Annotated in this window: 23 protein-coding genes and 1 pseudogene; 13 read left to right on the forward strand and 11 right to left on the reverse strand. The window is 65.5% G+C overall.

Going from position 1 to position 23030, the window contains the following annotated elements; genetic code table 11:
* The first annotated feature begins 24 nt into the window (after nucleotides 1–24).
* The 5 genes from queA to E1832_RS08295 all read left to right on the forward strand — a co-directional run bounded on the left by queA (nucleotide 25) and on the right by E1832_RS08295 (nucleotide 5417).
* Entirely contained in the window at nucleotides 25–1080 is a 1056-nt protein-coding gene (gene queA / locus E1832_RS08275) for a tRNA preQ1(34) S-adenosylmethionine ribosyltransferase-isomerase QueA (protein ID WP_133359268.1), read from the forward strand.
* A 173-nt stretch (nucleotides 1081–1253) separates the two neighbouring features.
* Nucleotides 1254–2525: an MFS transporter gene (locus tag E1832_RS08280; protein WP_133359269.1), complete on the forward strand. Its 1272-nt coding sequence runs from the start codon at nucleotides 1254–1256 to the stop codon at nucleotides 2523–2525.
* A 111-nt stretch (nucleotides 2526–2636) separates the two neighbouring features.
* Entirely contained in the window at nucleotides 2637–3215 is a 579-nt protein-coding gene (locus E1832_RS08285) for a DUF924 family protein (RefSeq protein WP_133359270.1), read from the forward strand.
* Between the two features lie 152 nt (nucleotides 3216–3367).
* Nucleotides 3368–4762: a dihydrolipoyl dehydrogenase gene (gene lpdA, locus E1832_RS08290; protein WP_133359271.1), complete on the forward strand. Its 1395-nt coding sequence runs from the start codon at nucleotides 3368–3370 to the stop codon at nucleotides 4760–4762.
* Nucleotides 4763–4859: 97 nt separating this feature from the next.
* Nucleotides 4860–5417, forward strand: a complete 558-nt coding sequence (locus E1832_RS08295; RefSeq protein WP_133359272.1) for a methyltransferase domain-containing protein — start codon at nucleotides 4860–4862, stop codon at nucleotides 5415–5417.
* 7 nt (nucleotides 5418–5424) lie between these two features.
* Here E1832_RS08295 and E1832_RS08300 read toward each other — a convergent pair whose 3' ends face one another.
* Nucleotides 5425–5784 (reverse strand): rhodanese-like domain-containing protein, encoded by a 360-nt coding sequence (locus E1832_RS08300; protein ID WP_133359273.1) that lies wholly within the window; start codon nucleotides 5782–5784, stop codon nucleotides 5425–5427.
* A 182-nt stretch (nucleotides 5785–5966) separates the two neighbouring features.
* Here E1832_RS08300 and uvrA point away from each other — a divergent pair, with 182 nt between their 5' ends.
* Entirely contained in the window at nucleotides 5967–8837 is a 2871-nt protein-coding gene (gene uvrA, locus E1832_RS08305; protein ID WP_133359274.1) for an excinuclease ABC subunit UvrA, read from the forward strand.
* Entirely contained in the window at nucleotides 8834–9724 is an 891-nt protein-coding gene (locus tag E1832_RS08310) for a patatin-like phospholipase family protein (protein WP_133359275.1), read from the forward strand. Before uvrA ends, E1832_RS08310 begins: the two co-directional genes overlap by 4 nt.
* A 6-nt stretch (nucleotides 9725–9730) precedes the next feature.
* Here the strand turns inward: E1832_RS08310 and E1832_RS08315 are convergent, their stop codons facing one another.
* The 5 genes and pseudogenes from E1832_RS08315 to E1832_RS08330 form a co-directional block, all read right to left on the reverse strand.
* Nucleotides 9731–9931 (reverse strand): YgaP family membrane protein, encoded by a 201-nt coding sequence (locus tag E1832_RS08315; RefSeq protein ID WP_133359276.1) that lies wholly within the window; start codon nucleotides 9929–9931, stop codon nucleotides 9731–9733.
* Nucleotides 9932–10161: 230 nt separating this feature from the next.
* Nucleotides 10162–11034 (reverse strand): 3-hydroxyisobutyrate dehydrogenase, encoded by an 873-nt coding sequence (mmsB, locus tag E1832_RS23190; RefSeq protein WP_342635562.1) that lies wholly within the window; start codon nucleotides 11032–11034, stop codon nucleotides 10162–10164.
* A gap of 81 nt (nucleotides 11035–11115) precedes the next feature.
* Nucleotides 11116–12087, reverse strand: a pseudogene (locus tag E1832_RS23195) (enoyl-CoA hydratase/isomerase family protein); the annotation flags it as partial.
* A 5-nt stretch (nucleotides 12088–12092) separates the two neighbouring features.
* Entirely contained in the window at nucleotides 12093–13235 is a 1143-nt protein-coding gene (locus tag E1832_RS08325; protein WP_133359278.1) for an acyl-CoA dehydrogenase family protein, read from the reverse strand.
* Nucleotides 13236–13440: 205 nt separating this feature from the next.
* The gene (locus E1832_RS08330) at nucleotides 13441–14556 is read right to left on the reverse strand and encodes a carboxylate-amine ligase (protein WP_133359279.1); all 1116 of its coding nucleotides are present in this window, start codon (nucleotides 14554–14556) and stop codon (nucleotides 13441–13443) included.
* 150 nt (nucleotides 14557–14706) lie between these two features.
* Between E1832_RS08330 and E1832_RS08335 the strand changes: the two genes are divergently transcribed.
* Nucleotides 14707–15567: a class I SAM-dependent methyltransferase gene (locus tag E1832_RS08335; protein WP_133359280.1), complete on the forward strand. Its 861-nt coding sequence runs from the start codon at nucleotides 14707–14709 to the stop codon at nucleotides 15565–15567.
* A gap of 44 nt (nucleotides 15568–15611) precedes the next feature.
* Here the strand turns inward: E1832_RS08335 and E1832_RS08340 are convergent, their stop codons facing one another.
* Nucleotides 15612–16442 carry a cysteine hydrolase family protein gene (locus E1832_RS08340; protein WP_133359281.1) on the reverse strand — a complete coding sequence of 277 codons (831 nt, stop codon included), beginning with the start codon at nucleotides 16440–16442 and terminating at the stop codon, nucleotides 15612–15614.
* Nucleotides 16443–16570: 128 nt separating this feature from the next.
* Between E1832_RS08340 and E1832_RS08345 the strand changes: the two genes are divergently transcribed.
* Nucleotides 16571–17482: an AraC family transcriptional regulator gene (locus E1832_RS08345; RefSeq protein WP_133359282.1), complete on the forward strand. Its 912-nt coding sequence runs from the start codon at nucleotides 16571–16573 to the stop codon at nucleotides 17480–17482.
* A gap of 69 nt (nucleotides 17483–17551) precedes the next feature.
* Here E1832_RS08345 and E1832_RS08350 read toward each other — a convergent pair whose 3' ends face one another.
* A complete protein-coding gene (locus E1832_RS08350; protein ID WP_133359283.1) occupies nucleotides 17552–18151 on the reverse strand; it encodes a L,D-transpeptidase in 600 nt (199 codons plus the stop codon).
* A gap of 144 nt (nucleotides 18152–18295) precedes the next feature.
* Nucleotides 18296–18721: a hypothetical protein gene (locus tag E1832_RS08355; protein WP_133359284.1), complete on the reverse strand. Its 426-nt coding sequence runs from the start codon at nucleotides 18719–18721 to the stop codon at nucleotides 18296–18298.
* Nucleotides 18722–18964: 243 nt separating this feature from the next.
* On the opposite strand from E1832_RS08355, the gene E1832_RS22480 reads away from it, so the two are divergent.
* Entirely contained in the window at nucleotides 18965–19156 is a 192-nt protein-coding gene (locus E1832_RS22480; RefSeq protein ID WP_206021022.1) for a hypothetical protein, read from the forward strand.
* Nucleotides 19157–19207: 51 nt separating this feature from the next.
* Here E1832_RS22480 and E1832_RS08360 read toward each other — a convergent pair whose 3' ends face one another.
* Nucleotides 19208–20707, reverse strand: coding sequence for a CoA-acylating methylmalonate-semialdehyde dehydrogenase (locus tag E1832_RS08360; RefSeq protein WP_133359285.1), 1500 nt, complete (start codon nucleotides 20705–20707; stop codon nucleotides 19208–19210).
* Between the two features lie 100 nt (nucleotides 20708–20807).
* On the opposite strand from E1832_RS08360, the gene E1832_RS08365 reads away from it, so the two are divergent.
* The 3 genes from E1832_RS08365 to coaD all read left to right on the forward strand — a co-directional run bounded on the left by E1832_RS08365 (nucleotide 20808) and on the right by coaD (nucleotide 22791).
* Nucleotides 20808–21704, forward strand: a complete 897-nt coding sequence (locus E1832_RS08365; protein WP_133359286.1) for a LysR family transcriptional regulator — start codon at nucleotides 20808–20810, stop codon at nucleotides 21702–21704.
* A 61-nt stretch (nucleotides 21705–21765) separates the two neighbouring features.
* On the forward strand, nucleotides 21766–22200 hold the full coding sequence (locus E1832_RS08370; protein WP_133359287.1) for a CBS domain-containing protein: 435 nt from the start codon (nucleotides 21766–21768) through the stop codon (nucleotides 22198–22200).
* A 96-nt stretch (nucleotides 22201–22296) separates the two neighbouring features.
* Nucleotides 22297–22791, forward strand: a complete 495-nt coding sequence (coaD, locus tag E1832_RS08375) for a pantetheine-phosphate adenylyltransferase (RefSeq protein WP_133359288.1) — start codon at nucleotides 22297–22299, stop codon at nucleotides 22789–22791.
* Nucleotides 22792–22831: 40 nt separating this feature from the next.
* On the opposite strand, the gene E1832_RS22485 is transcribed toward coaD, so the two are convergent.
* Nucleotides 22832–22975, reverse strand: coding sequence for a hypothetical protein (locus E1832_RS22485; RefSeq protein WP_165978833.1), 144 nt, complete (start codon nucleotides 22973–22975; stop codon nucleotides 22832–22834).
* Nucleotides 22976–23030: the final 55 nt, after the last annotated feature.

Consider the following 23030-nt stretch of genomic DNA (forward strand, 5'->3'; position numbering starts at 1 on the left):
GCGTGGCGGCCTATAGCGCGCAGCATGAAACTGAGTGATTTCGATTTCGACCTGCCCGAGGATCTGATCGCCACGCGGCCCGCTGTGCCGCGCAGCGCCGCGCGGCTGCTGGTCTCCGAGGGGGATGCGATCACCGACGCCCATGTGCGCGACCTGACGGACTGGCTGCGTCCGGGCGACCGGCTGGTGCTGAACGACACAAGGGTGATCCCGGCACGGCTGAGCGGCGAGCGGCCCCGCCCCGGCCCGCAGGGCGAGACCCGCGCGCGGATCGAGGTGACGCTGCTGGAGCCGCGCGCCGACGGCACCTGGGCGGCGCTGCTGAAGCCGCTGAAGAAGATCCGCGTCGGCGAGGCGATCGAGTTCGCCGCAGGTCTCAGCGCCACGCTGGAGGGCGTGGCCGAGGGGCAGGGGCATCTGCGCTTCAACCTCGCGGGCGAGGACTTCGACTCGGCCCTGGCGCAGGCCGGCGCGATGCCACTGCCGCCCTATATCGCCGCCCGGCGGCCTGCGGACGAGCGGGACAAGACCGACTATCAGACCGTCTGGGCCAGAACCTCGGGCGCCGTCGCGGCCCCGACGGCGTCGCTGCATTTCGATGACGCCTTGCTGGACAGGCTGCGCGACATGGGCGTGAGCTTCACCTATGTCACGCTGCATGTGGGCGCGGGCACCTTTCTGCCGGTCAAGGTCGAGGATGTGACCACCCACCGGATGCATGCCGAATGGGGCCGCGTCAGTGCCGCCGCGGCGGCCGAGATCGCCGCCACCCGCGCGGCGGGCGGCCGGGTGATCCCGGTGGGCACCACCGCGCTGCGCCTGATCGAGACCGCCGCCCGGGGCGGGCAGATCGCCGCCTGGGAGGGGGAGACGGACATCTTCATCTATCCCGGATTCCGGTTCCACGTGACCGACGCGCTGATGACCAATTTCCACCTGCCGAAATCGACCCTGCTGATGCTGGTCTCGGCGCTGATGGGGCAGGACCGCATCCGCCGCATCTATGAGCACGCTGTCGAGGCGGGCTATCGGTTCTTCTCCTATGGCGATGCCTCGTTGTTGATCCCGGACCGCCGCTGAGCCGGCAGCCGAGGCTTGCGGCACGGGGGTAGGCGGGTTAGGCGTTGGAAAACCTTCGCATTCGCGGCAACATTGCCTCAATGCGACATTGCCCGTGTCGCGGACAGGGCGGACGCAGGCGACTCACCCCCGTAGCTGGGGCGGACGGTCGGCGCGCAACAAGGGGGCCCCCGATGCAACAAGTACTGGCGAGTGCCTGGGCGCTGCTGCTCGGAATGGGTATGCTGATGATCGGCAACGGCCTGCAGGGCACCCTTCTGGGCGTGCGCGGCGAAATCGAGGGGTTCACGACCCTGCAGATGTCGTTTGTCATGTCGGCCTATTTCGTGGGGTTTCTGGGCGGCTCGAAACTGGCGCCGGAGATGATCCGGCGGGTTGGCCATGTGCGGGTCTTCGCCGCGCTGGCCTCGTTCATTTCGGCGGTGATGATCCTCTATCCCACCTTCACCGATCCGGTCGCCTGGGCACTGGGACGGGTGGTGATCGGGTTTTGCTTTTCCGGGGTCTATGTGACGGCGGAAAGCTGGCTCAACAACGCGTCGAACAACGAAAACCGGGGCAAGGCGCTGTCGCTCTACATGATCGTGCAGATGGCGGGGGTCGTTTCCGCCCAGGCGATGATGCTGCTGGGCGATCCGGCGGGATACGATACCTTCGTGCTGGCCTCGGTGCTGGTGTCCGTTTCCTTCGCGCCGATTCTGCTGTCGATCAGCCCGACGCCGGCCTTTGATACCACCAAGCCGATGAGCCTGAGAAAGCTGATGGACACCTCGCCGCTGGGCTGCGTCGGCATGTTCCTGATGGGCAGCGTCTTTTCGGCGCAATTCGGGATGAGCGCGGTTTATGGCGCCAAGGTCGGGCTGAGCGTGCCGCAGATCTCGGGCTTTGTCGCCACCTTCTATGTCGGGGCGCTGATCCTGCAATATCCGCTGGGCTGGATGTCGGACCGGATGGACCGCCGGCTGCTGATCCTGATGGTCGCCGCCGTCGCCGGCGTCGGCGCGGTGCTGGGCATGGTGCTGGGCGGGTACTATGTCATGCTGCTGGTCGCGGCCTTTGTGGTGGGGGGGATGACCAACCCGCTCTATTCCCTGCTGATCGCCCACACCAACGACTACCTGGAGCATGACGACATGGCGGCGGCCTCTGGCGGGCTGATCTTCATCAACGGTCTGGGCGCCATCGCCGGGCCGCTGATCACCGGCTGGCTGATGGGCGACGGGGTGTTTGGCCCGCCGGGCTTCTTCGTGCTGATGGCGGGGTTGCTGTTCGCGCTGGCGGCCTATGCGCTCTATCGGACCACCCAGCGCCCGGCGGTGCCGGTCGAGGACACCGGTAGCTATACGCCGGTGTCGCCGAGCTCCACCCAGGTCGCGGTCGAGGTGGCGCAGGAATACGCCATCGAGGCCGAACAGGAGGCCCAGGAAGAAAACGATGCAGCCTGAGTTCGCACGGAATATTGCCGCTGTTGCAAATTGTTACTGTATCTCGCGCGCAAAGCGTTCTTAGACTGGCGGTCAAACTTTAAGTCGCGGCAGTAAAATGGAGTATGGCCGATGGTTGGCCCGGAGGAGATACTGGAGTTCTGGCTGGATGAGGTCGGTGCAAAGGGATGGTACGCCCAGGATGATGCGCTGGATGCCAGGATTCGCGATCGCTTTGAGAAGACCTGGGAGGCGGCCCGCGACGGGCGGTTCTCGCTCTGGCTGACCTATCCCAGCGGCGCGCTGGCCTATATCATCCTGACCGACCAGTTTCCGCGCAACATGTTCCGCGACGACAGTCGGGCGTTTTCCACCGACCGCGCCGCGCTGGCGGCGGCGAAATCGGCGATAGACAAGTGCTGGGACATGAAGATCGACGAACCGTCGCGGCAGTTCTTTTATCTGCCGCTGATGCATTCCGAGAATCTGTGTGACCAGGAACGCTGTGTGCGCCTGCTGTGCCAGCGGATGCCCCAGACCGGGGCCTCGAACCTGTTGCACGCCCGTGCGCACCGCGAGGTGATCCGCAAGTTCGGTCGCTTTCCCTATCGCAACGCGGCGCTGTCGCGGGCGACGACCCGACCCGAAGCGGATTACGTCTCGGCCGGCGGATATGGCGAGACCGTGCGCGAGCTTCAGGAGGCCTCCTGACCGGGGCCGGATGAAAAACTTTTCCTGGTGAAAAGGCAGTTGTCCGCCGCAGCCGTGCCTGTGGCGGATTTGTCTTTTTGCGCCCATTGATGCAGGGCTGGAAATAGTTTAATGGTAAACTAGTTTTTCAGCAACCGCGCCGAGGGGATGTCATGGCTGCTAAATCTTTTGATCTGATCGTCATCGGTGCCGGGCCGGGCGGCTATGTGGCCGCGATCCGCGCCGCGCAACTGGGCCTGAACGTGGCCGTGGTGGAGCGCGAGCATCTGGGCGGGATCTGTCTGAACTGGGGCTGTATCCCGACCAAGGCGCTGCTGCGCTCGGCCGAGGTGTTCCACCTGATGGAGCGGGCCAAGGAGTTCGGCCTTTCCGCCGACAAGATCGGCTATGATCTGGATGCGGTCGTCAAACGCTCGCGCGGGGTGGCGAGACAGCTCAGCGCCGGGGTGAAGGGCCTGCTGAAAAAGAACAAGGTCACCGTGGTGATGGGCGAGGCGATGCTGCCCGCCAGCGGCAAGGTCAGCGTCAAGACCGATGCGGGGACCGAGGAGCTGACGGCGAAACACATCATCCTCGCCACCGGCGCCCGCGCCCGCACCCTGCCGGGGCTGGAGGCCGACGGCGACCTGGTCTGGACCTACAAGCACGCGCTGCAACCGCCGCGGATGCCGAAAAAGCTGCTGGTCATCGGCTCGGGCGCGATCGGCATCGAGTTTGCCAGCTTCTTCAACACGCTGGGCGCCGAGACCACGGTGGTCGAGGTGATGGACCGGGTGCTGCCGGTGGAGGATGCGGAAATCTCCGCCTTCGCCAAGAAGCAATTCGTCAAGCAGGGCATGAAAATCATGGAGAAATCCATGGTCAAGCAGCTTGATCGCGGTAAGGGCAAGGTCACCGCCCATATCGAGACCGGCGGCAAGGTGGAGAAGATGGACTTCGACACCGTGATCTCGGCCGTCGGCATCGTCGGCAATGTCGAGGGGCTGGGGCTGGAGGCGCTTGGCGTCAAGCTGGACCGCAGCCATGTGGTGACGGACGAATTCTGCCGCACCGGGGTTGAGGGGCTTTATGCCATCGGCGATATCGCCGGCGCGCCCTGGCTGGCGCATAAGGCCAGCCACGAGGGCGTGATGGTGGCCGAGCTGATCGCGGGCAAGCACGCCCACCCGGTCAAACCCGAAAGCATCGCCGGCTGCACCTATTGTCAGCCGCAGGTGGCCTCGGTCGGCTATTCCGAGGCCAAGGCAAAGGAGCTGGGCTATGACGTCAAGGTCGGCCGCTTCCCCTTTATCGGCAACGGCAAGGCCATCGCGCTGGGAGAGCCCGAGGGCATGGTCAAGACGGTGTTTGATGCCAAGACGGGCGAGCTGCTGGGCGCGCATATGGTCGGTGCCGAGGTGACCGAACTGATCCAGGGCTATGTGGTGGGCCGCCAGCTGGAAACCACCGAGGAGGACCTGATGAACACCGTCTTCCCGCATCCGACGCTGTCGGAGATGATGCACGAAAGCGTACTGGACGCCTGGGATCGCGCGATCCACTTCTGACCGGAGCGCCCTGGGGCCAAATGACAACGACAGCGCCGCCTCCCCGTGACGGCGCGGTCGCACTGTGCTTACGTTCCCCGAAAGCAGGAGGGCAGCCATGGCAAGTCTCAACCGTATCGCGATGGGCCGCGCCAGCCGTGGGATGATCCGGGCACTGGGCCCCGATCTGGAGGTGGCCGAAATCTCGGGCAAATGGGGGCGGATGTTCGGGTTCCGTTCCTACTGGCAGTTCAACTATCCGGAGTACGATATCTGTGACGCCCCCTTCACCGATGAGGATGGCGCGGTGCAGCAATTCGACCTGATCCTCGCCAATCAGGTGTGGGAGCATCTGGACCGGCCCTATCGCGCCACCCAGAACGTTTTACAGATGCTGAGGCCGGGCGGCTATTTCTGGCTGGCGGTGCCCTTCTTCATACCTTTCCACGCGGCACCTGCGGATTGTTCGCGCTGGTCGGCGCGGGGGCTGACCAATCTGCTGATCGAATGCGGTTTCGGCGCGGATCAGATCCGCGCCGAGCAATGGGGCAACCGCAACGCGGCGCTGCGGAATATGGAGCCCGACTGGCCGCCGAAGTTCGACCGCGAGCGCGACAGCCTGAAGAACGACCCAAACATGCCGATCTGTTCCTGGGCGCTGGCGCGCAAGCTCTGAGCGCGGCTCAGCCCCGCTCGATCTCGCCGCCTGCTTGCGCCCAGTGGCCCAGCCCGCCGATGTTGTGCACGTCGCTATAGCCAAGTTGCGCCAGCATCTGGGCCGCCGCATTCGACCGCGCGCCGCTGGCGCAATAGACACAGATCTTTGCGTCCGGCGTCAGTTCGCTGCGGAAATCGGGATGGCGCGGGTCGGCCATGTCGCGCAGCCGCATCAGCGGCATGTGCAGCGCGCCTTTGGCCTTGCCGGTCATCGCCAGCTCGCCATGGTCGCGCACGTCGATCACGATCACGCCGCCGTCCTTTGCGGCGGCGACGGCTTCCTGCGGGGTGAGGCCGCTGCTGCGGGCCTGTCTGAACAGAAACATTCTCGTCCTTTCCTGTCTCGGGCGGTCGCCTCGGCGGCCGGTTGCCGGGAATATAACATTCAAGAAAGCGAATACAAAGGTGGAATGCAGCGAAACCCGGCGTGTTCATACTTCGTTCGCATTTTCCGGTTGGAGACTCATCCCGGCTCACCTATTTCTAGGGCACGCGATGCGGGGGCGATATGGCTGAGCTGAAAAAGATCGAGGTGCGCGGCGCGCGCGAGCATAATCTCAAGGGCATCGACGTGGATATTCCCCGCGATGAGCTGGTGGTGATCACCGGCCTGTCGGGGTCGGGAAAATCCAGCCTTGCCTTTGACACCATCTATGCCGAAGGCCAGCGGCGCTATGTCGAGAGCCTGTCGGCCTATGCGCGGCAGTTCCTCGACATGATGGAAAAGCCGGACGTGGACCATATCAGCGGTCTCAGCCCGGCGATTTCCATCGAGCAGAAGACCACCAGCAAGAACCCGCGTTCGACCGTCGGCACGGTGACCGAGATCTACGATTACCTGCGGCTGCTGTTCGCCCGCGCCGGCACCCCCTATTCGCCGGCCACCGGCCTGCCGATCGAGGCGCAGCAGGTGCAGGACATGGTCGACCGGGTGATGACGCTGGAGGAGGGCACGCGCGGCTATCTGCTGGCCCCCATTGTCCGCGACCGAAAGGGCGAGTACCGCAAGGAGTTTCTGGAGCTGCGCAAGCAGGGCTTCCAGCGGGTCAAGGTGAATGGAGAGTTCCATGAGCTTGACGACCCGCCGACGCTGGACAAGAAATTCCGCCATGACATCGACGTGGTGGTCGACCGCATCGTGGTGCGCGAGGGGATGGAAACGCGGCTGGCCGACAGTTTCCGCACCGCGCTGGACCTGGCCGACGGCATCGCCATTCTGGAAACCGCCCCGCGCGAGGGGGAGGGAGAGCCGGAGCGCCTTACCTTTTCCGAGAACTTCGCCTGCCCGGTCTCGGGTTTTACCATCCCCGAGATCGAGCCGCGCCTCTTCTCCTTCAACGCGCCCTTTGGCGCCTGTCCCGACTGCGACGGGTTGGGGGTGGAGCTGTTCTTTGACGAACGCCTGGTGGTGCCGGACGCGACGCTGAAGATCTCGGATGGCGCGCTGGCGCCCTGGCGCAAGGGCAAATCGCCCTATTTCCTGCAAACCATCGAGGCCATCGCCAAGCACTACGAGTTCGACAAGAATGCGCGGTGGAAGGATCTGCCGAAACATGTGCAGCAGGTCTTCCTCTATGGCTCGGGCGACGAGGAAATCCCGTTCCGCTATGACGAGGGCGGCCGCGTCTATCAGGTCTCCCGCGTGTTCGAGGGGGTTATCCCCAATATGGAACGACGCTATCGCGAGACCGACAGCAACTGGATCCGCGAGGAATTCGAACGCTATCAGAACAACCGCTCCTGCCACAGCTGCGGCGGCTACCGGCTCAAGCCCGAGGCGCTGGCGGTCAGGATCGGCGAGCTGCATATCGGCCAGGTGGTGGAGATGTCGATCAAACAGGCCCATGGCTGGATCGGCAGCGTGCCCGACAGCCTGAGCAACCAGAAGAACGAGATCGCCCGCGCCATCCTCAAGGAGATCCGCGAACGGCTCGGATTCCTGATCAACGTCGGCCTCGACTATCTTACGCTCAGCCGCAACGCTGGCACGCTCTCGGGTGGGGAGAGCCAGCGGATCCGGCTGGCCAGCCAGATCGGATCGGGCCTGACCGGGGTGCTCTATGTGCTCGACGAGCCCTCGATCGGGCTGCACCAGCGCGACAATGACCGGCTGATCGAGACGCTGAAGAACCTGCGCGATCAGGGCAATACCGTGATCGTGGTGGAACATGACGAGGACATGATCCGGCAGTCCGACTACGTCTTTGACATCGGACCCGGCGCCGGGGTGCATGGCGGCCGGGTGGTGGCCCATGGCACGCCGCAGCAGATCGCCGCCGATCCGGCGTCGATCACCGGGCAGTATCTGTCGGGGGCCCGCAGCATCCCGGTGCCGGTGGAGCGGCGCAAGGGCAAGGGCAAGGGCAAGGCGATCACCGTCGTCAAGGCCACCGGCAACAACCTGAAGAATGTGACCGCCGAATTCCCGCTGGGCCAGTTCGTCTGCGTCACCGGCGTCTCAGGCGGCGGCAAGTCGACCCTGACGCTGGAGACGCTGTTCAAGACGGCGTCGATGCGCCTCAACGGCGCGCGGCAGACCCCGGCGCCCTGCGAAACCATCAGGGGCCTCGAACACCTGGACAAGGTGATCGACATCGACCAGCGCCCGATCGGGCGCACCCCGCGCAGCAACCCGGCCACCTATACCGGCGCCTTCACCCCGATCCGCGACTGGTTCGCCGGCCTGCCGGAGGCCAAGGCGCGCGGCTATAAACCCGGGCGGTTCAGCTTCAACGTCAAGGGCGGCCGGTGCGAGGCCTGTCAGGGCGACGGGGTGATCAAGATCGAGATGCACTTTCTGCCCGATGTCTACGTCACCTGCGAGACCTGCAAGGGCAAGCGCTACAACCGCGAGACGCTGGAGGTGACCTTCAAGGGCAAGAGCATCGCCGACGTGCTCGACATGACCGTCGAGGAGGCGCGGGAGTTCTTCAAGGCGGTGCCGAGCATCCGCGACAAGATGGAGGCGCTGCACCGCGTCGGCCTCGATTACATCAAGGTGGGCCAGCAGGCGACGACGCTGTCGGGCGGCGAGGCGCAGCGGGTGAAACTGTCCAAGGAACTCAGCCGCCGGTCCACCGGCCGCACGCTCTATATCCTGGACGAGCCGACCACGGGGCTGCATTTCGAGGATGTGAAAAAGCTATTGGAGGTGCTGCACGAGCTGGTCGATCAGGGCAATTCGGTGGTGGTGATCGAGCATAACCTCGATGTCATCAAGACCGCCGATCACATCATCGACATCGGCCCCGAGGGCGGCGACGGCGGCGGCAAGATCGTGGCGACCGGCACCCCCGAAGAGGTGGCCGGAATCCCGAACAGCCATACCGGGCGCTATCTCAAGCCCCTGCTCGACGGCGCCAGGGTGGCAGCCGAGTGAGCGGCGGGCCCCTTGCGCTGGCGCTTGGCTCCGGCGGTGCGCGCGGCTGGTGCCATATCGGCGTGCTGCGCGAGCTGGAGCGCCAGGGGGTGACGCCCGACAGCGTGGCGGGCTGCTCGATGGGGGCGCTGGTCGGCGCGGCCTGGGCCGCCGGCAGGCTGGACGCGCTCGAGGATTGGGCCCGCGCGCTCTCCAGCACCAGTTTCATGGGGATGATCGACCTGCGGCTGGATCGCAGCGGGCTGATGCGCGGCGGCGCGATCATGGAGATGCTGCGCGAGCTCGGCCTGCCCGAGACGATCGAGGAACTGGACCGCCCCTATATCGCGGTGGCCACCGACATGGAGACAGGCCGCGAGGTCTGGCTGCGCGAGGGCTCGCTGGCCGATGCGGTGCGCGCCTCGATCTCGCTGCCGGCGATCCTTCGGCCGCACCGGGTTGGCGGTCGCTGGCTCCTGGATGGGGGGCTGATCAACCCGGTGCCGGTCTCCGCCGCCCGGGCGCTGGGGGCGCGGCGGATCATCTCGGTCAATCCCAACGACAAGGCGGGCGGTCCCCTGTGGGAGCCGAGCGAAGGCCGCCTCTGGAGCGCGTTGCAGGCGCCGGAGCTGCTCGACAAGCTGCCCGATCCGCTGCGCAAGCTGCTGCCCGAGCGCGACGCAGGTCCGGTGGATCCGACCTATTTCGATGTGGTCTCGGCCTCGATCGACGTGCTGACGGAGTTCCTGCGCAAAAGCCGCGAGGCCGCCGACCCCGCCGATCTGGCGCTGGCGGCGCATCTGACCGAGATGTCGACGCTGGAATTCTACCGCGCCGGCCATGCGATAGAAGAGGGCGCGCGGATCACCCGCGCCGCCCGCGACCAGATCGCGGTGCTGACCCGGTAATGGCGGTCAGTCCGCCTCGCTGGTGCTGTGGTTCAGCCGTGAATAGATCGGACAGGTGCCCAGCAGCCCTGACGCCATCGGCAGAAGACCGAGCAGCAGCAGCCAGCGAAATGGGCCCGGCGCCGTCATGGCATAGGTGATCAGCATCGCCGCACCCAAAAGGATGCGTCCGATCCGGTCGATATCGCCAAGATTGCTGTTGAACATAGCTGTCCTCATTTAAAAAACCAATGTCCTGACAGCCTTGCCGCCATGGCCTTAACGAAGCGTGAAATCCCGGGAGGCGACCGCCCGGAAAATGTCGAAAACTATCGGTAATTTATGTCCCCTGCGCGCGCCGCAAGAACAGGCCGTCGCGGTATCCGCGAGGCGCGGCGCGGTCAGAAAAATGCCGCGGGCCCGGCCCGCGGCATCTGCTGTCTGTCAGGGCCGGATGTTCAGCCCCGGTGGCGCTTCTCGAACCGCGGCAACATGGCGCTGAAGTCCATGCCCTTGCCGTCCTCCTGCTCGACGAACTGCGTGTAGAGCTGTTGCGCCAGCGCGCCCATCGGGGTGTCGGCATCCGCGCTTTCGGCGGCCTGCTGGCTCAGGCGCAGATCCTTGAGCATCAGCTCGGCGGCGAAGCCGGGTTTGTAATCGTTGTCCGCCGGGCTTTGCGGTCCGACGCCGGGGGCCGGGCAATAGGCGTTCATGGTCCAGGAATAGCCGGACGAGGTCGAGACCACATCGAACATCTTCTGCCGGTCCAACCCCAGCTTGTCGGCCAGCGCAAAGGCCTCGCAGGTCACGATCATGGTCGCGCCCAGGATCATGTTGTTGCAGATCTTGGCGGCCTGTCCGGCGCCGGCTGCACCGCAATGCACCGCCTTTTGTCCCATGATGTCGAAAAGCGGCGCGGCCTTGGCAAACGCCGCCTCCGATCCGCCGGCCATGAAGGTCAGCGTGCCCGCCGTGGCGCCGCCGACGCCGCCCGAGACCGGCGCGTCCACCGCCAGCAGCCCGGCGGCCTCGGCCTGATCGGCCACCGCACGGGCACTGTCCACGTCGACCGTCGAGCAATCGACAAAGGCGGCGCCCTTGTCCATCGCCGGGATGATCTCGGCGGCCACGGCGCGCAGGATCTGCCCGTTCGGCAGCATGGTGATCACCACCTCGGCGCCCTTGGCCGCCTCGGCGGCGGAGGCGGCCATCGCGACCCCCTCGATCGACACCTCGGCCATGTCGAACCCGGTCACCTCATGCCCGGCCCTGGCCAGGTTCGCCGCCATCGGCGCGCCCATGTTGCCCAGCCCGATAAACCCGATTTTCATCTGTCTGTCCTCCCCTTCGAATGTCAGCGCATCCGCGCCCAGCGGCGCCAGCATGTGGCGCACCGCCGCGTCGGGCACCGTGCCCCCGGCATGTTGCCATTGCGGATTGCGGTCCTTGTCGATGATCTGCGCGCGGATTCCTTCCAGGAAATCGCCGTGCTCCATCGCCCGCCAGGTAAAGCGGTATTCCAGATCCAGCGCTTGGCGGATGGTGCCATCCTCGGCGCGCAGACGCCGCAGCATCTCGATCGTGCAGGCCATAGACAGCGGCGAATTGCGCTCCAGCGCGGCGCGCGTCTTTTCGGTGAAATCGCTGTCCTCACCGGCCAGAGAGGCCCGGATCGCCGCCAGCGAGCCGCCGGAGAAATGCCGGTCTATGTCGCCCTGCATCTCGCCCAGCGCCGAGGGCGGGGCGGGCAGGGCGTGCGACGCCACATGCGCCGCGTCGCCGCTGGCCTCCAGCATCTCGATCAGGTCGGCCCATGTGCCGCGCGGCACGAAATGATCGGCAAAGCCGGCCAGGATCGCGTCGCCCGCCGCCATCCGCCCTGTCGTCAGCCCCAGGTATTCGCCCAGATGCCCCGGCGCGCGTGCCAGCAACAGGCTGCCGCCGACATCCGGCACCAGCCCGATGCCGCATTCCGGCATGGCGATGCGGCTGCTGTCGTCCACCACGCGGTGCGAGCCGTGGCAGCCGATGCCGACGCCGCCGCCCATGGTGAAGCCCTGCATGAAGCTGACCACCGGCTTGGGATACTCCGCGATAAAGGCGTTCAGCCGGTATTCGTCGCGCCAGAACCGGCGGCCATATTCGTAATTCCCCTTGGTGCCGGTGTCGTACAGCTCGGCGATGTCGCCGCCGGCGCAGAACGCCTTGTCGCCCGTCGCGTCGATCACCACCAGCGCCACATCGTCGTCGTCGCGCCACAGCCGCATGGCCGCGTCGATCGCCATGCACATCTCATAGCTCATCGCATTGAGCGCCTGCGGCCGGGAAAAGGTGATGCGCCCGGCGCGCCCGGTGATCCGGATGTCGATATCGGCCATACTCATGCCCCTCAGCGGTTGGCCAGCATGTGGCGGGCCACGATCATTCGCATGATCTCGTTGGTGCCCTCCAGGATCTGGTGCACGCGCAGATCGCGCACCAGCTTCTCGATGCCGTAGTCGGCCAGATAGCCATAGCCGCCGTGCAGCTGCAGACACTGGTCGACCACCTTGGAGCCGGCCTCGGTGACGAATTTCTTGGCCATGGCGCAGAACTTGGTCGCGTCCGGCGCGCCCTGATCCAGCTTCCACGCCGCCTGCCGCAAAAAGGTGCGCGCGGCCTGCAGCTCGATCTCCATGTCGGCCAGGCGGAATTGCAACGCTTGGAACTGGTCGATGCTTTTGCCGAAGGCCTTGCGCTCGCCCATGTAATTCAGCGTCATGTTCAGCGCGGTCTGCGCGGCGCCCAGCGAACAGGCCGAGATATTCAGCCGCCCGCCGTCGAGCCCCATCATCGCGTATTTGAACCCGTCGCCCTCGACACCGACGAGGTTTCCGGCCGGGATCTTGCAGTCGTCGAACTGCACCTGCGCGGTGGGTTGGCTGCGCCAGCCCATCTTGTCCTCAAGCCCGCCGAAGCTCAGCCCCGGCGTGCCGTCTTCGACATAGACGGTCGAGATGCCCCTGGGTCCGTCCTCGCCGGTGCGCACCATGCAGACATAGGCGTCCGAATAGCCGCCCCCCGAAATGAACGCCTTGGTGCCATTGAGGGTATAGCCCTCGTTGGTCTTCTCCGCCTTGGTCTTCAGTGCCGCGGCGTCCGAGCCCGATCCCGGTTCGGTCAGGCAATAGCTCAGCACCGTGTTCATGCCGAGCACATCGGGCATGATCCGCGCCTTCATCTCGTCGCTGGCGAAACTGTCCAGCATCTTGGCGCACATGTTGTGGATCGACAGGAAGGCCGCCACCGAGGGGCAGGCCATGCTCAGCGCCTCGAACACCAGCGTCGCGTCAAGCCGGCCCAGACCGGCGCCGCCGCCTTCTTCGCTGACATAGAGGCCGCCAAAACCCAGCTCGCCCACCTGCGGCCAGAGTTCCTTGGGAATAGTGCCCTGTGCCTCCCAATCGCGGGCGTGCGGTGCGATCTGCTCCTGCCCAAAGGCATGGGCCATGTCGAAAATCGCGCTCTGTTCCTCTGTCAGTGCAAAATCCACGCTGCGCCTCCCCTCGGTTCTGTGAATTGAACGGTCGTTTTATTCCTAGCCTTTGCGGGCCTTCGCCTTCAAGTCTCATTGCCGCAAACCGGCTTTGCGGGAATGCCGCATCCGCGGCGCGGCAGATCCGCGCCGGCAAAGATGTGGCAGAGGAATCTTGCAACAAGATTGCAAGGATTCCCCCGGCGATCCGGCGCGGGCCGGGTCACAGATCGGCGTGGAATTCCTCGATCAGGTGGCGCACCACCGCGCGGCCGGGATCGTCGCCCTGTGCTTTGGCCTCGGCATGGGCCCGGCGCTGGCGGGTGGCGCTGGTGCCCTGTTCGGCCAGCGGACGCAGCGCGGCGATTTCCGCCAAACTGCCCAGGGCCTCGGCATCCTCCGAGAGCAGACCGATCAGCTCGTCGATCAGCTGCACCATCGGCTTGACCGCCCCCTCGCCAAAGTCGATCAGCCCTTCGCCGACGCCGTAGCGCTGCGCGCGCCAGCGGTTCTCGGCGATCAGGAACCGGTCGTATTCCCGCCAGCGCAGATTGCGTCCGCGCAACCGCACCAGCATGCGCAGGATCGCCTGGGTCAGGGCGGCCAGCGACAGGGTATGCTCCAGCCGGGGCGAGACATCCATGATCCGCGTCTCCAGCGTCGGGAAATTGTGCGACGGCCGCAGATCCCACCAGATCTTAGAGGTATCCTCGATGATGCCGAGATCGATCAGCGTTCCGGTGGTCCGCTCATACTCGGCCCAGCTCGAAAACGCCGGCGGCAGCCCGGTGCGCGGCAGGTTGTCGAATACCGTCAGCCGGTAGGAGGCCAGCCCGGTATCCTCGCCCTGCCAAAAGGGCGAGGAGGTCGACAGCGCCAGCAGATGCGGCAGGAAGTAACACATCTGCGGCATCAGATCGGTGCGCAGGGCCTGATCGTCGATGCCGACATGCACATGCATGCCGCAGATCAGCATCCGCCGCGCCACCCCGCCCAGATCGTGACGCAGGCTGTCATAGCGATCCTTGCGGGTGTGGTGCTGATCCTTCCAGTCCTCGAACGGATGGCAGCTGACTGCGATCGGGGCGAGGTTGTACTCGGCGGCACGGCGCGAGACGACCGAGCGCAGCCGCCGCAGATCCTCGCGCGCCTGGCCGATGGTCTCGCAGACGCGGGTGCCCACCTCGATCTGGCATTGCAGGAATTCGGGGCTGACCTGTCCCTGCATATCCGCCTGACAGGCGGTCATCAGCGCCTCGGGCGCCTCGGCCAGCCGCAGCGTGTCGCGGTCGACCAGCAGATATTCCTCTTCGATTCCGAGGGTGAACTTGCTCTGCATCGGCGCACTCCGGACAGCGGGGACTTGGGGGCAGTCAAACCCGACATCTCCGCGATGCCAAGCGAAAACGCCAGGCTGCGGCGATCCGCGGTTGCGCCTTCGGGGCAGGGGGCGCTATGCAGGCCGCCGCAGCCAGACGGAGCGCCGCCAATGCCGAAGCCCCCTTTGCCGGACCTCGAAGAGCTAATCGCCGGTTTGGATCCGGCCCGCCGGCGGCGTCTGGCGCGCACTCTGGTCGAACAGGCGGCAGAGCGGGAACGGCTGGCCGGTTTCGAGGCCGCCGGCGGGCTGGAGCGGCCGGCCTATGCACTCTCGCCCGGGATGGCGGGGTTCGATATCGCACCGCTGATCGAGGGGTATCGCGCCCATGGAGACGCGCTGGCCCGGCTGACCGGCCCGGAGGGAAGTGCCAGCGGCTATCGTGGCGGCAACGGCTATTTCGATACGCCGGATGCCGAGGCGCTCTATCTGATGATCCGCCGGTTTGCGCCGCGGCGGGTGATCGAGATAGGCTGCGGCAATTCCACCCGCGTCACCCGGCAGGCGATCATCGACGGCGGGCTGTCGACCGAGCTGACCGCCATCGACCCCTGGCCGCGCGCCGACATCGCCGATGCGGTGGACCGGTTCGAACAGGCGGCCCTGGAAACCGTCGATCCGGCGCAGTTTGCCGCGCTGCGCTCGGGCGATGTGCTGTTCATCGACTCCAGCCATCAGGTTCGGATGAGCAACGATGTGGCGCATCTGTTCTGCCGGATCATCCCGGCGCTGGCGCCGGGCGTGGTGATCCATGTCCACGACGTGTTCCTGCCATATGAATACCCTGCGCGGTTCTTCCACGACTGCCCGTCCTGGGGCGAGCAATACCTGCTGCACGCGCTGGTGCAGGGCGGCGGATACGAGATCCTCTGGCCGGGGTATTACCTGCAGCGGGAGCGCGCCGATGCGGTCGCGGCGCTGCCGTTCCTCGGGACCGGCCGCGCGCAAAGCTTCTGGATGCGCAAGCGCTAGGACGGGCCTCTGCCCGGCGGGATGCCGGACAGAGGGGGATCGACTCAGGCGCCGGACAGCATGTCCACCACCTCGTCAGTCCACCAGACCGCGCTGGCGATGTAGCGGAAATTGGTCAGCGCCGCGAGATAACCGTCTCCTTCGGGCAGGATCGCCGCCGCTGTGGCATCGCGCACCACCGCAACCTCGAACCCCTGTTCGGTCAACTCGCGCATATGGCTCTCGGTGCACAGGTTCGCGCTCATCCCCGCCAGGATCACCTGGTCGATGCCGCGCTTGCGCAGTTGCAGCGTCAGGTCGTTGGTTTCGTTGCCATAGACCTTGTGCGGCGAGGTGACGATGGTCTCACCGTCATTGATGTACTTCTTGTACTGCTCCAGCCAGTCCGCGCCCGATCCCTCGAAGCCGGATGTGTTCAGCGCGCCCTTGCGGTCGAACATGCCGATATTGTGCATCAGCGCTTCGAGCTTGCCTTCGAATTTCCAGCCGTGGTCGGTGGGATAGTAATAGTGCGGCGACACCGCCACGGTGAGGCCGGCGGCCTTGGCCGCAGCGAACAGCCGGTCGATGTTCTGAACCGTGCCGTGTTCGGTGACACTCTTTCCGACCACACCCCAGGTCACGCCATCGGGCGACAGGAAATCGTTCTGCGGATCGGTCACCACCAGTGCGGTCCGGCTGAGGTCCAGTTTCATGGTGCTGGGCGGCAGCGCCGGTTCGGCGGGGTCGGAATAGGGGTCGGCGCTGGCCTGGGCCCGCGCGGCACCGGTGGCGGCGACGGTCGCCGCGGCGGCGACGCCGGTGGCGATCCCGCCGCGCAGGGCCTGGCGCCGGGTCAGCTTCGGATTGTGATCATGGTCATGGCAATTGCACATCGTTTTGGTCCTCGTATCGGGGTTTCGATGGTACAGAGATGACGGGTACCATGTGCCTTTTGGTCCCAAAGACGTGCCCATTTCGGTTTTCGTTGTGCTTTCCGGTCCAGATCTGCCATTCCTCCCACATGCAGGAGAACTTCGAACGCACCCTTGATGAGCTTGAGCTGCGGGCCGATCCCTTCGCGCTGTGCCAACTCGACGGCGAATGCACGCTCGGGCTGGGACGGATGGCGCAGGCTACGCTGCATTACGTGCTGGACGGCGGCGGCGAGGTGCGCCTGCGTGGGCAGCGCGCTTTGGCCGTCGGGCGCGGGTGGCTGGTGCTGGTGCCGGCCTGCGAATGGCACAGCCTGCGCAGCCTTGGACATCGAGGCGGAGGGCTGCCGTCCTGTGAACCGGCCGAATTGCAACTGGCGCATCACCGCCAGCAGGGTGAGGGGGGCGGCGGCATGGCGGTGCTGTGCGGGGCGGTCAGCATCGGCATGCGGGGCACCCATGGCCTGGTCGACCTTCTGCGCGAACCGATGGTGCTGGACCTTACGGAAACGCCCGCCGCCGCCCGCGCGATGGACCAGATTCTCCTCGAACTCGGCACCCCCGACGTCGGTGGCCGCGCGATGATCCGCGCATTGCTCCTGCAATGCCTGATCGCCCTGTTCCGCCAGAGGATCACGGCGGCCGATCCGGGGCTGAACTGGCTTGCCGCGCTGGGGGCGCCGAGGCTTTGGTCGGCTCTGCAGGCGATGCTCGAGGCGCCGGGCGCGGACCACTCGGTCGAGAGTCTGGCCGCGGTGGCGGCGATGAGCCGCTCGCGCTTTGCCGCCCAGTTTTCCGAGGCCTATGGTGCCGGACCGATGGAGCTGCTGCGGGAGTTGCGCCTGGCGCGGGCGGCGCGGCTGCTGCTCGACGGGCGCGAGCCGGTCAAACGGGTTGCCGATCTCGTGGGGTTCCGGTCGCGCTCGGCATTTTCGCGGGCCTTCACCGCGCGGATGGGCAGTTCGCCGCAAGCCTTCCGGCTGGCCCGACGGCCGGAGTGAGCGCGAAAGAGTACGGGCGGCCCGTCCGGACCGCCCGCTCTGTACAAAACGGCGTCTAAACTCCCCGGTTCAGAGCAGCCGAACCTTGGTGCCGATCTGCACCATCGGGTAAAGTTCCTCGACGTGCTGATTATAGAGCCCGATGCACCCGGACGAGCTTTGGCGGCCGATCTTGCGGGTGTCATGGGTGCCATGCACGAGGTAGGCGGGCCAGCCCAGGTACATCGCGCGGGTGCCCAGCGGGTTGCCGGGGCCGCCCGGCAGGAACGCCGGCAGCGAGGGGTCGCGTTCGCGCATCGAGGACGTCGGCGTCCAGCGCGGGTTCTCGGCCTTGCGCACGACCTCGGTATAGCCGCGCTTGGTCAGTTCCTCGCTCAGCGGCACCGAGGAGGGGAACAGGCGATAGGTTTCGCCATCCGGCCCCCAGTAGTGCACCGCGCGGCTGGTGATGTCGGCCAGCAGGCAGCCTTTGCCCAGCTCGTCGAAATGGTCCTGCCAGTGCTGCTGGGCGAAGGAGGAGATATTGCGCCGCGTCGGGATCTGCTCGCGGATGGCGGGCTCGTCCTGCGGAAAGGCATCCATGGACTGAGCGCGCAAAAGGGCGGGCGTTGCCAGGGTTGCGGCGGCGCCAAGCAGCGCGCCGCGGCGGGTCATGCGGAAATCGGTCATTGGGCTCGGACCTCGGGTTTCTTGGCTAGTCGTGCGGGGTTTACCCAATTCGCCGTTGCCGCGCCAGTGGGCGCGCTGCCGCAACCGGCGGCCTCACGGCATTGTCAGGGGCGCGCGAGCCCGCGTGATGAAATTTTGCTCGGATCAGGTTTCGCTTGCCAGTGCCCACAGGGCGTCGAGGCTGCGTTCCGGCTGGCCGAGCAGTTCCAGCGCCTGGGCCTCATCCTCCTGGATCAGGGCGATCACCGAATCGAACGGCTCCCATGAGCGCAGGACAAGCTGCGCCAGATCCCGGGTCTGTTTGCTGGGGGCGAGATAGACCATCAGCGTTTCGGCCCCCTCGGCGGCAAAGACGTCGGCCTTGCGGGCCTGAACCTCCATCAGCTTGGTGAAATCGGTCTCGTATCCAGAGATGCCGGAGAGATCGACAAGCTGTTTTTGTCCGGGTCTGGACTCCGGGTGGGCGGCATATTCGGCGAAGGCGGCCAGGGTGTCGTCAAGTCGCGCAAAGCCCCGGTAACGGACGACGACGAGGCCGCGATCGGGGAATATGCGAAAGGACACGGACATGATGACGGGGCTCCAAGCCAGCGGCCGGAAAGGGGCGTACAGGATCGTGAAATCATGTTTTGATCTTTTGGTCAATCCAGCGGGCGTGCAGAGATTTCGCGGTCCCCGGAAATGCGCGGCTTTGCGTCTTTCGTGCGGAACCGGGGCGGCCGGACTGAGCCGTGTCAAACCTTATGGCGCTGGAATGTTTGACGTAAGTCGAATGATGGTTGCCGCAGGTAACTTTCCTCGACCCTTCATCTCGTGGGGAACCATGACAAGATATTGCGGCCTCGCTTCCTGGCCCTGGCCATTGTCCTGGCGCTGTTCGCGGTCGCCACCTCCGGTGCCGTTCGTGCCGAGGACGCGGCCAAGCGGGGCCTGTTCAACGATCTGACCACCGACGACACCCGGACAGCGGCCAAGACTATCATGTTCGCGCATGAAAAAAAGTAAGCCCCGGTCTTTCGACCGGGGCTTACGATTTGTCAGATCAGCCTGTGCGGATCAGTCCATCGCCTTGAAGTGGAACTCGCCACCGTCCTTCAGGCCGGAGGGCCAGCGCGCGGTGACGGTCTTGGTCCGCGTGTAGAACTTGAAGGCGTCGGGCCCGTGCTGGTTCAGGTCGCCAAAGGCCGATTTCTTCCAGCCGCCAAAGGTGTGATAGGCCAGCGGCACCGGGATCGGCACGTTGATACCGACCATGCCGACATTGATCTTGCTGGCGAAATCGCGGGCGGTGTCGCCATCGCGGGTAAAGATCGCGGTGCCGTTGCCCATCTCGTGATCCATCGCCAGTTTCAGGGCCTCCTGATAGGACTGGGCGCGCACGGTGGACAGCACCGGGCCAAAGATCTCCTGCTTGTAGATGTCCATGTCCGGGGTCACCTTGTCGAACAGGTGCGGGCCGACAAAGAAGCCGTCCTCGTAGCCCTGAAGCGAGAAATCGCGGCCATCGACCACCAGTTCCGCGCCCTGGTCCACGCCCGACTGCACCAGGCCCAGGATCTTTTCCTTGGCCGCGGCGGTCACCACGGGGCCGTAATCCACGTCATCGCCGGCGGTATAGGGGCCGACCTTCAGCTTTTCGATGCGCGGCACCAGCTTTTCGATCAGGCGATCGGCGGTCTCGTCGCCGACCGGAACCGCGACCGAAATCGCCATGCAGCGTTCGCCCGCGGCGCCGTAGCCCGCGCCGACCAGCGCATCGGCGGCCTGATCCATATCGGCATCGGGCATGATGATCATGTGGTTCTTGGCGCCGCCGAAACACTGCACCCGCTTGCCGTTGGAACAGCCGCGGCCATAGATGTATTCCGCGATCGGGGTGGAGCCGACAAAGCCCACCGACTGGATCGTCGGGTGGTCCAGGATGGCGTCGACGGCCTCTTTGTCGCCGTTCACCACCTGCAGAATGCCCTTGGGCAGTCCGGCCTCTTCGAACAGTTCCGCCAGCATCAGCGGCACCGAGGGATCACGTTCCGACGGCTTCAGGATGAAGGCGTTGCCGCAGGCGATGGCGGGTGCGAACATCCACATCGGGATCATGGCGGGAAAGTTGAACGGGGTGATGCCGGCGGTGACGCCCAGGGCCTGGCGCATCGAATAGATGTCGATGCCGGGGCCGGCGCCATCGGTGAACTCGCCCTTCAGCATCTGCGGCGCGCCGATGCAGTATTCAACCACTTCCAGACCGCGCTGGATGTCGCCCTTGGCGTCGGGGAAGGTCTTGCCATGTTCGCGGCTCAGCGCCTCGGCCAGCTTGTCCATGTCGCGGTTCAGCAGGTCGACGAACTTCATCAGAACGCGGGCGCGGCGCTGCGGGTTGACTGCGGCCCAGCCCGGCTGGGCGTCGGCGGCCACATCGACGGCCATCGCCATTTCGACGGTGCTGGCCAGCGGCACCTTGGCCTGAACCTCGCCGGTGGCGGGGTTGAAGACATCGGCAAACCGGCCGGACTGGCCTTTCACGTGGCTGCCGTTGATGTAATGGGTCAGTTCCTGCATCGGAATACTCCTCCAGACATTTTGCAGCAGATTAGCCTTGCGCAAATCCCTTGAACAGAGGCAAGATTTCAAAAAGGCTTTGCAAAATCGCAAGGGTGGGATGGAGCCGCACTGGGATGACATAAAGATTTTTCTCGCCGTCGCGCGGGAAGAGAGCCTGTCAGGCGCCGGCCGGGTGCTGAAGCTCGACCCGGCCACGGTGGGGCGGCGGATCTCCCGGCTGGAACAGGCGCTCGGCGCGTCGCTGTTCGTGAAATCGCCGCAGGGCTATACGCTCAGCGCGGCGGGCGAACGGCTGATGGCCCATGGCGAGACGGCGGAAAGCGCGATGCGCGCGGCGGCCGAGGCGCTGACCGGACCGAGCGACACCCTGTCCGGCCAGATCCGCATTGGTGCGCCCGATGGCTGCGCCAATTTCATCCTGCCGCAGGTCTGCGCCGCGATTTCGGCCCGGAACCCGGATCTCGACATCCAGATCGTCGCCCTGCCGCGGGTCATCAACCTGTCGCGGCGCGAGGCGGATATGGCGATCACCGTCAGCGCGCCGACGGCAGGGCGGCTGCTGGTGCAGAAGATCACCGACTACCGGCTGCACCTGGTCGCCTCGGCCCGGTATCTGCGCGACAACGGGCCGGTCGAGACGCTGGCCGACCTGCAGCACCACGGGATGATCGGCTATATTCCCGACATGATCTTTGACCGCGAACTGGACTACCTGAGCGATCTCGGGGTCGAGCGGGTGGCGCTGGCCTCGAACTCGGTCTCGGTTCAGATCAAGATGGCGGCGGAGGGCACGGCGCTTTGCGTGGCGCATGACTTCACGCTGCCCAGTCATCCGATTCTGCGCAAGGTGCTGACCGACCGGATCAGCCTGACCCGCAGTTTTTATCTGGTGCGGCACCAGGGGGCAGAGCGCAGCGCCCGCCTGACCCGCTTTGCCGAGGCGCTGTGCGACGAGGTTCGTGCCGAGGTGGCGCGTCTTGAAAGCCTGACTTGACTTGATCGCGCATTGCGGCAACGCTTTGTTGTACGAAAGAAAATTGCGGGAGGTTTTCGGAATGCTTGTTCAGTCCATTCTCAAATCCAAGGCCGCCGCCGGTGTCGTGACCGTCCGGTCCGACGCCAAGGTGTCGGACGCGGCAAAGCTGCTGGCGGAGAAGAAGATCGGCTCGCTGGTGGTGTCCGACGACGGCACCACGGCGGACGGTATCCTGTCCGAGCGCGACATCGTGCGCGAACTGGCCCGCATCGGTGGCGGCTGCCTGGACAAGACCGTGGCGCATTACATGACCCGCGATCTGGTCACCTGCACCGGCCAGTGCAGCGTGCAGGAGGTTCTGACGCGGATGACCGAGGGGCGGTTCCGCCATATGCCCGTTGTCGAAGAGGGCAGGCTGGTCGGCATCGTGACCATCGGCGACGTGGTCAAGGCGCAGCTCACCGAACTGGCGATGGAGAAGGACGCGCTTGAAGGCATGATCATGGGGCACTAACCGGGTAATTTTGTTGCGGTCCGCCGCGCGCGCTCTTGCAAATCGTTTCCCTGTCGTGTTGCTTGCGCTGCAGGAGCAAAAAGGCAGGAGGATGCCATGCGCGTAGCGCTCTATCCGGGAACCTTCGACCCGATCACCTTGGGTCACATCGACATCATCAGCCGGGCGGCGGCGCTGGTCGACAAGCTGGTGATTGGGGTCGCCATCAACCGCGACAAGGGGCCGATGTTTTCCCTGGAAGACCGCGTGGCGATGATCGAGGCCGAATGCGCCAAGCTGAGCGCGCAGACCGGCACCGAGATCGTCGTGCATCCATTCGAGAATCTGCTGATCGACTGCGCCCATGACGTCGGCGCCCAGATCATCGTGCGCGGTCTGCGCGCGGTGGCCGATTTCGAGTACGAGTTTCAGATGGTGGGCATGAACCGCGCGCTCGACGCCAGCGTCGAGACCGTGTTCCTGATGGCCGACGCGCGGCGCCAGGCGATCGCCAGCAAGCTGGTCAAGGAAATCGCCAGGCTGGGCGGGGACGTGTCGAAATTCGTCACCCCGCTGGTGAACGAGGCGCTCAAGGACCGGCTGTCCATGTGACGGCCCGGGCGATCACGGTCGGGCGCGCCAGGCGCCTGGCCTAGCGCCAGAATGCGATCCATTCGATCAGATCGAACATCTCCTTGCCCAGAAAGACCAGATGCTCGCTGCCGTTAAGCGCGACGTCCAGCACGAGGGCGGACAGGATCATGAATCCCAATACGAGGGCGATTCTGTCGGTCATGGGCCATCCGGCAATTACAACAGCACCCGATCAGGTATGCCCGACCGGGTGCTTT

Origin of the sequence: Antarcticimicrobium luteum, assembly GCF_004358185.1 — a bacterium.
Classification (GTDB): domain Bacteria; phylum Pseudomonadota; class Alphaproteobacteria; order Rhodobacterales; family Rhodobacteraceae; genus Antarcticimicrobium; species Antarcticimicrobium luteum.

Bases quoted from the DNA above. Each gene is read 5' to 3' on its own strand.
- queA (WP_133359268.1), top strand. From the start codon at position 25: ATGAAACTGAGTGATTTCGATTTCGACCTGCCCGAGGATCTGATCGCC.
- E1832_RS08280 (WP_133359269.1), top strand. From the start codon at position 1,254: ATGCAACAAGTACTGGCGAGTGCCTGGGCGCTGCTGCTCGGAATGGGT.
- E1832_RS08285 (WP_133359270.1), top strand. From the start codon at position 2,637: ATGGTTGGCCCGGAGGAGATACTGGAGTTCTGGCTGGATGAGGTCGGT.
- lpdA (WP_133359271.1), top strand. From the start codon at position 3,368: ATGGCTGCTAAATCTTTTGATCTGATCGTCATCGGTGCCGGGCCGGGC.
- E1832_RS08295 (WP_133359272.1), top strand. From the start codon at position 4,860: ATGGCAAGTCTCAACCGTATCGCGATGGGCCGCGCCAGCCGTGGGATG.
- E1832_RS08300 (WP_133359273.1), bottom strand. From the start codon at position 5,784: ATGTTTCTGTTCAGACAGGCCCGCAGCAGCGGCCTCACCCCGCAGGAA.
- uvrA (WP_133359274.1), top strand. From the start codon at position 5,967: ATGGCTGAGCTGAAAAAGATCGAGGTGCGCGGCGCGCGCGAGCATAAT.
- E1832_RS08315 (WP_133359276.1), bottom strand. From the start codon at position 9,931: ATGTTCAACAGCAATCTTGGCGATATCGACCGGATCGGACGCATCCTT.
- mmsB (WP_342635562.1), bottom strand. From the start codon at position 11,034: ATGAAAATCGGGTTTATCGGGCTGGGCAACATGGGCGCGCCGATGGCG.
- E1832_RS08330 (WP_133359279.1), bottom strand. From the start codon at position 14,556: ATGCAGAGCAAGTTCACCCTCGGAATCGAAGAGGAATATCTGCTGGTC.
- E1832_RS08335 (WP_133359280.1), top strand. From the start codon at position 14,707: ATGCCGAAGCCCCCTTTGCCGGACCTCGAAGAGCTAATCGCCGGTTTG.
- E1832_RS08340 (WP_133359281.1), bottom strand. From the start codon at position 16,442: ATGTGCAATTGCCATGACCATGATCACAATCCGAAGCTGACCCGGCGC.
- E1832_RS08345 (WP_133359282.1), top strand. From the start codon at position 16,571: ATGCAGGAGAACTTCGAACGCACCCTTGATGAGCTTGAGCTGCGGGCC.
- E1832_RS08350 (WP_133359283.1), bottom strand. From the start codon at position 18,151: ATGACCGATTTCCGCATGACCCGCCGCGGCGCGCTGCTTGGCGCCGCC.
- E1832_RS08355 (WP_133359284.1), bottom strand. From the start codon at position 18,721: ATGTCCGTGTCCTTTCGCATATTCCCCGATCGCGGCCTCGTCGTCGTC.
- E1832_RS08360 (WP_133359285.1), bottom strand. From the start codon at position 20,707: ATGCAGGAACTGACCCATTACATCAACGGCAGCCACGTGAAAGGCCAG.
- E1832_RS08365 (WP_133359286.1), top strand. From the start codon at position 20,808: ATGGAGCCGCACTGGGATGACATAAAGATTTTTCTCGCCGTCGCGCGG.
- E1832_RS08370 (WP_133359287.1), top strand. From the start codon at position 21,766: ATGCTTGTTCAGTCCATTCTCAAATCCAAGGCCGCCGCCGGTGTCGTG.
- coaD (WP_133359288.1), top strand. From the start codon at position 22,297: ATGCGCGTAGCGCTCTATCCGGGAACCTTCGACCCGATCACCTTGGGT.
- E1832_RS22485 (WP_165978833.1), bottom strand. From the start codon at position 22,975: ATGACCGACAGAATCGCCCTCGTATTGGGATTCATGATCCTGTCCGCC.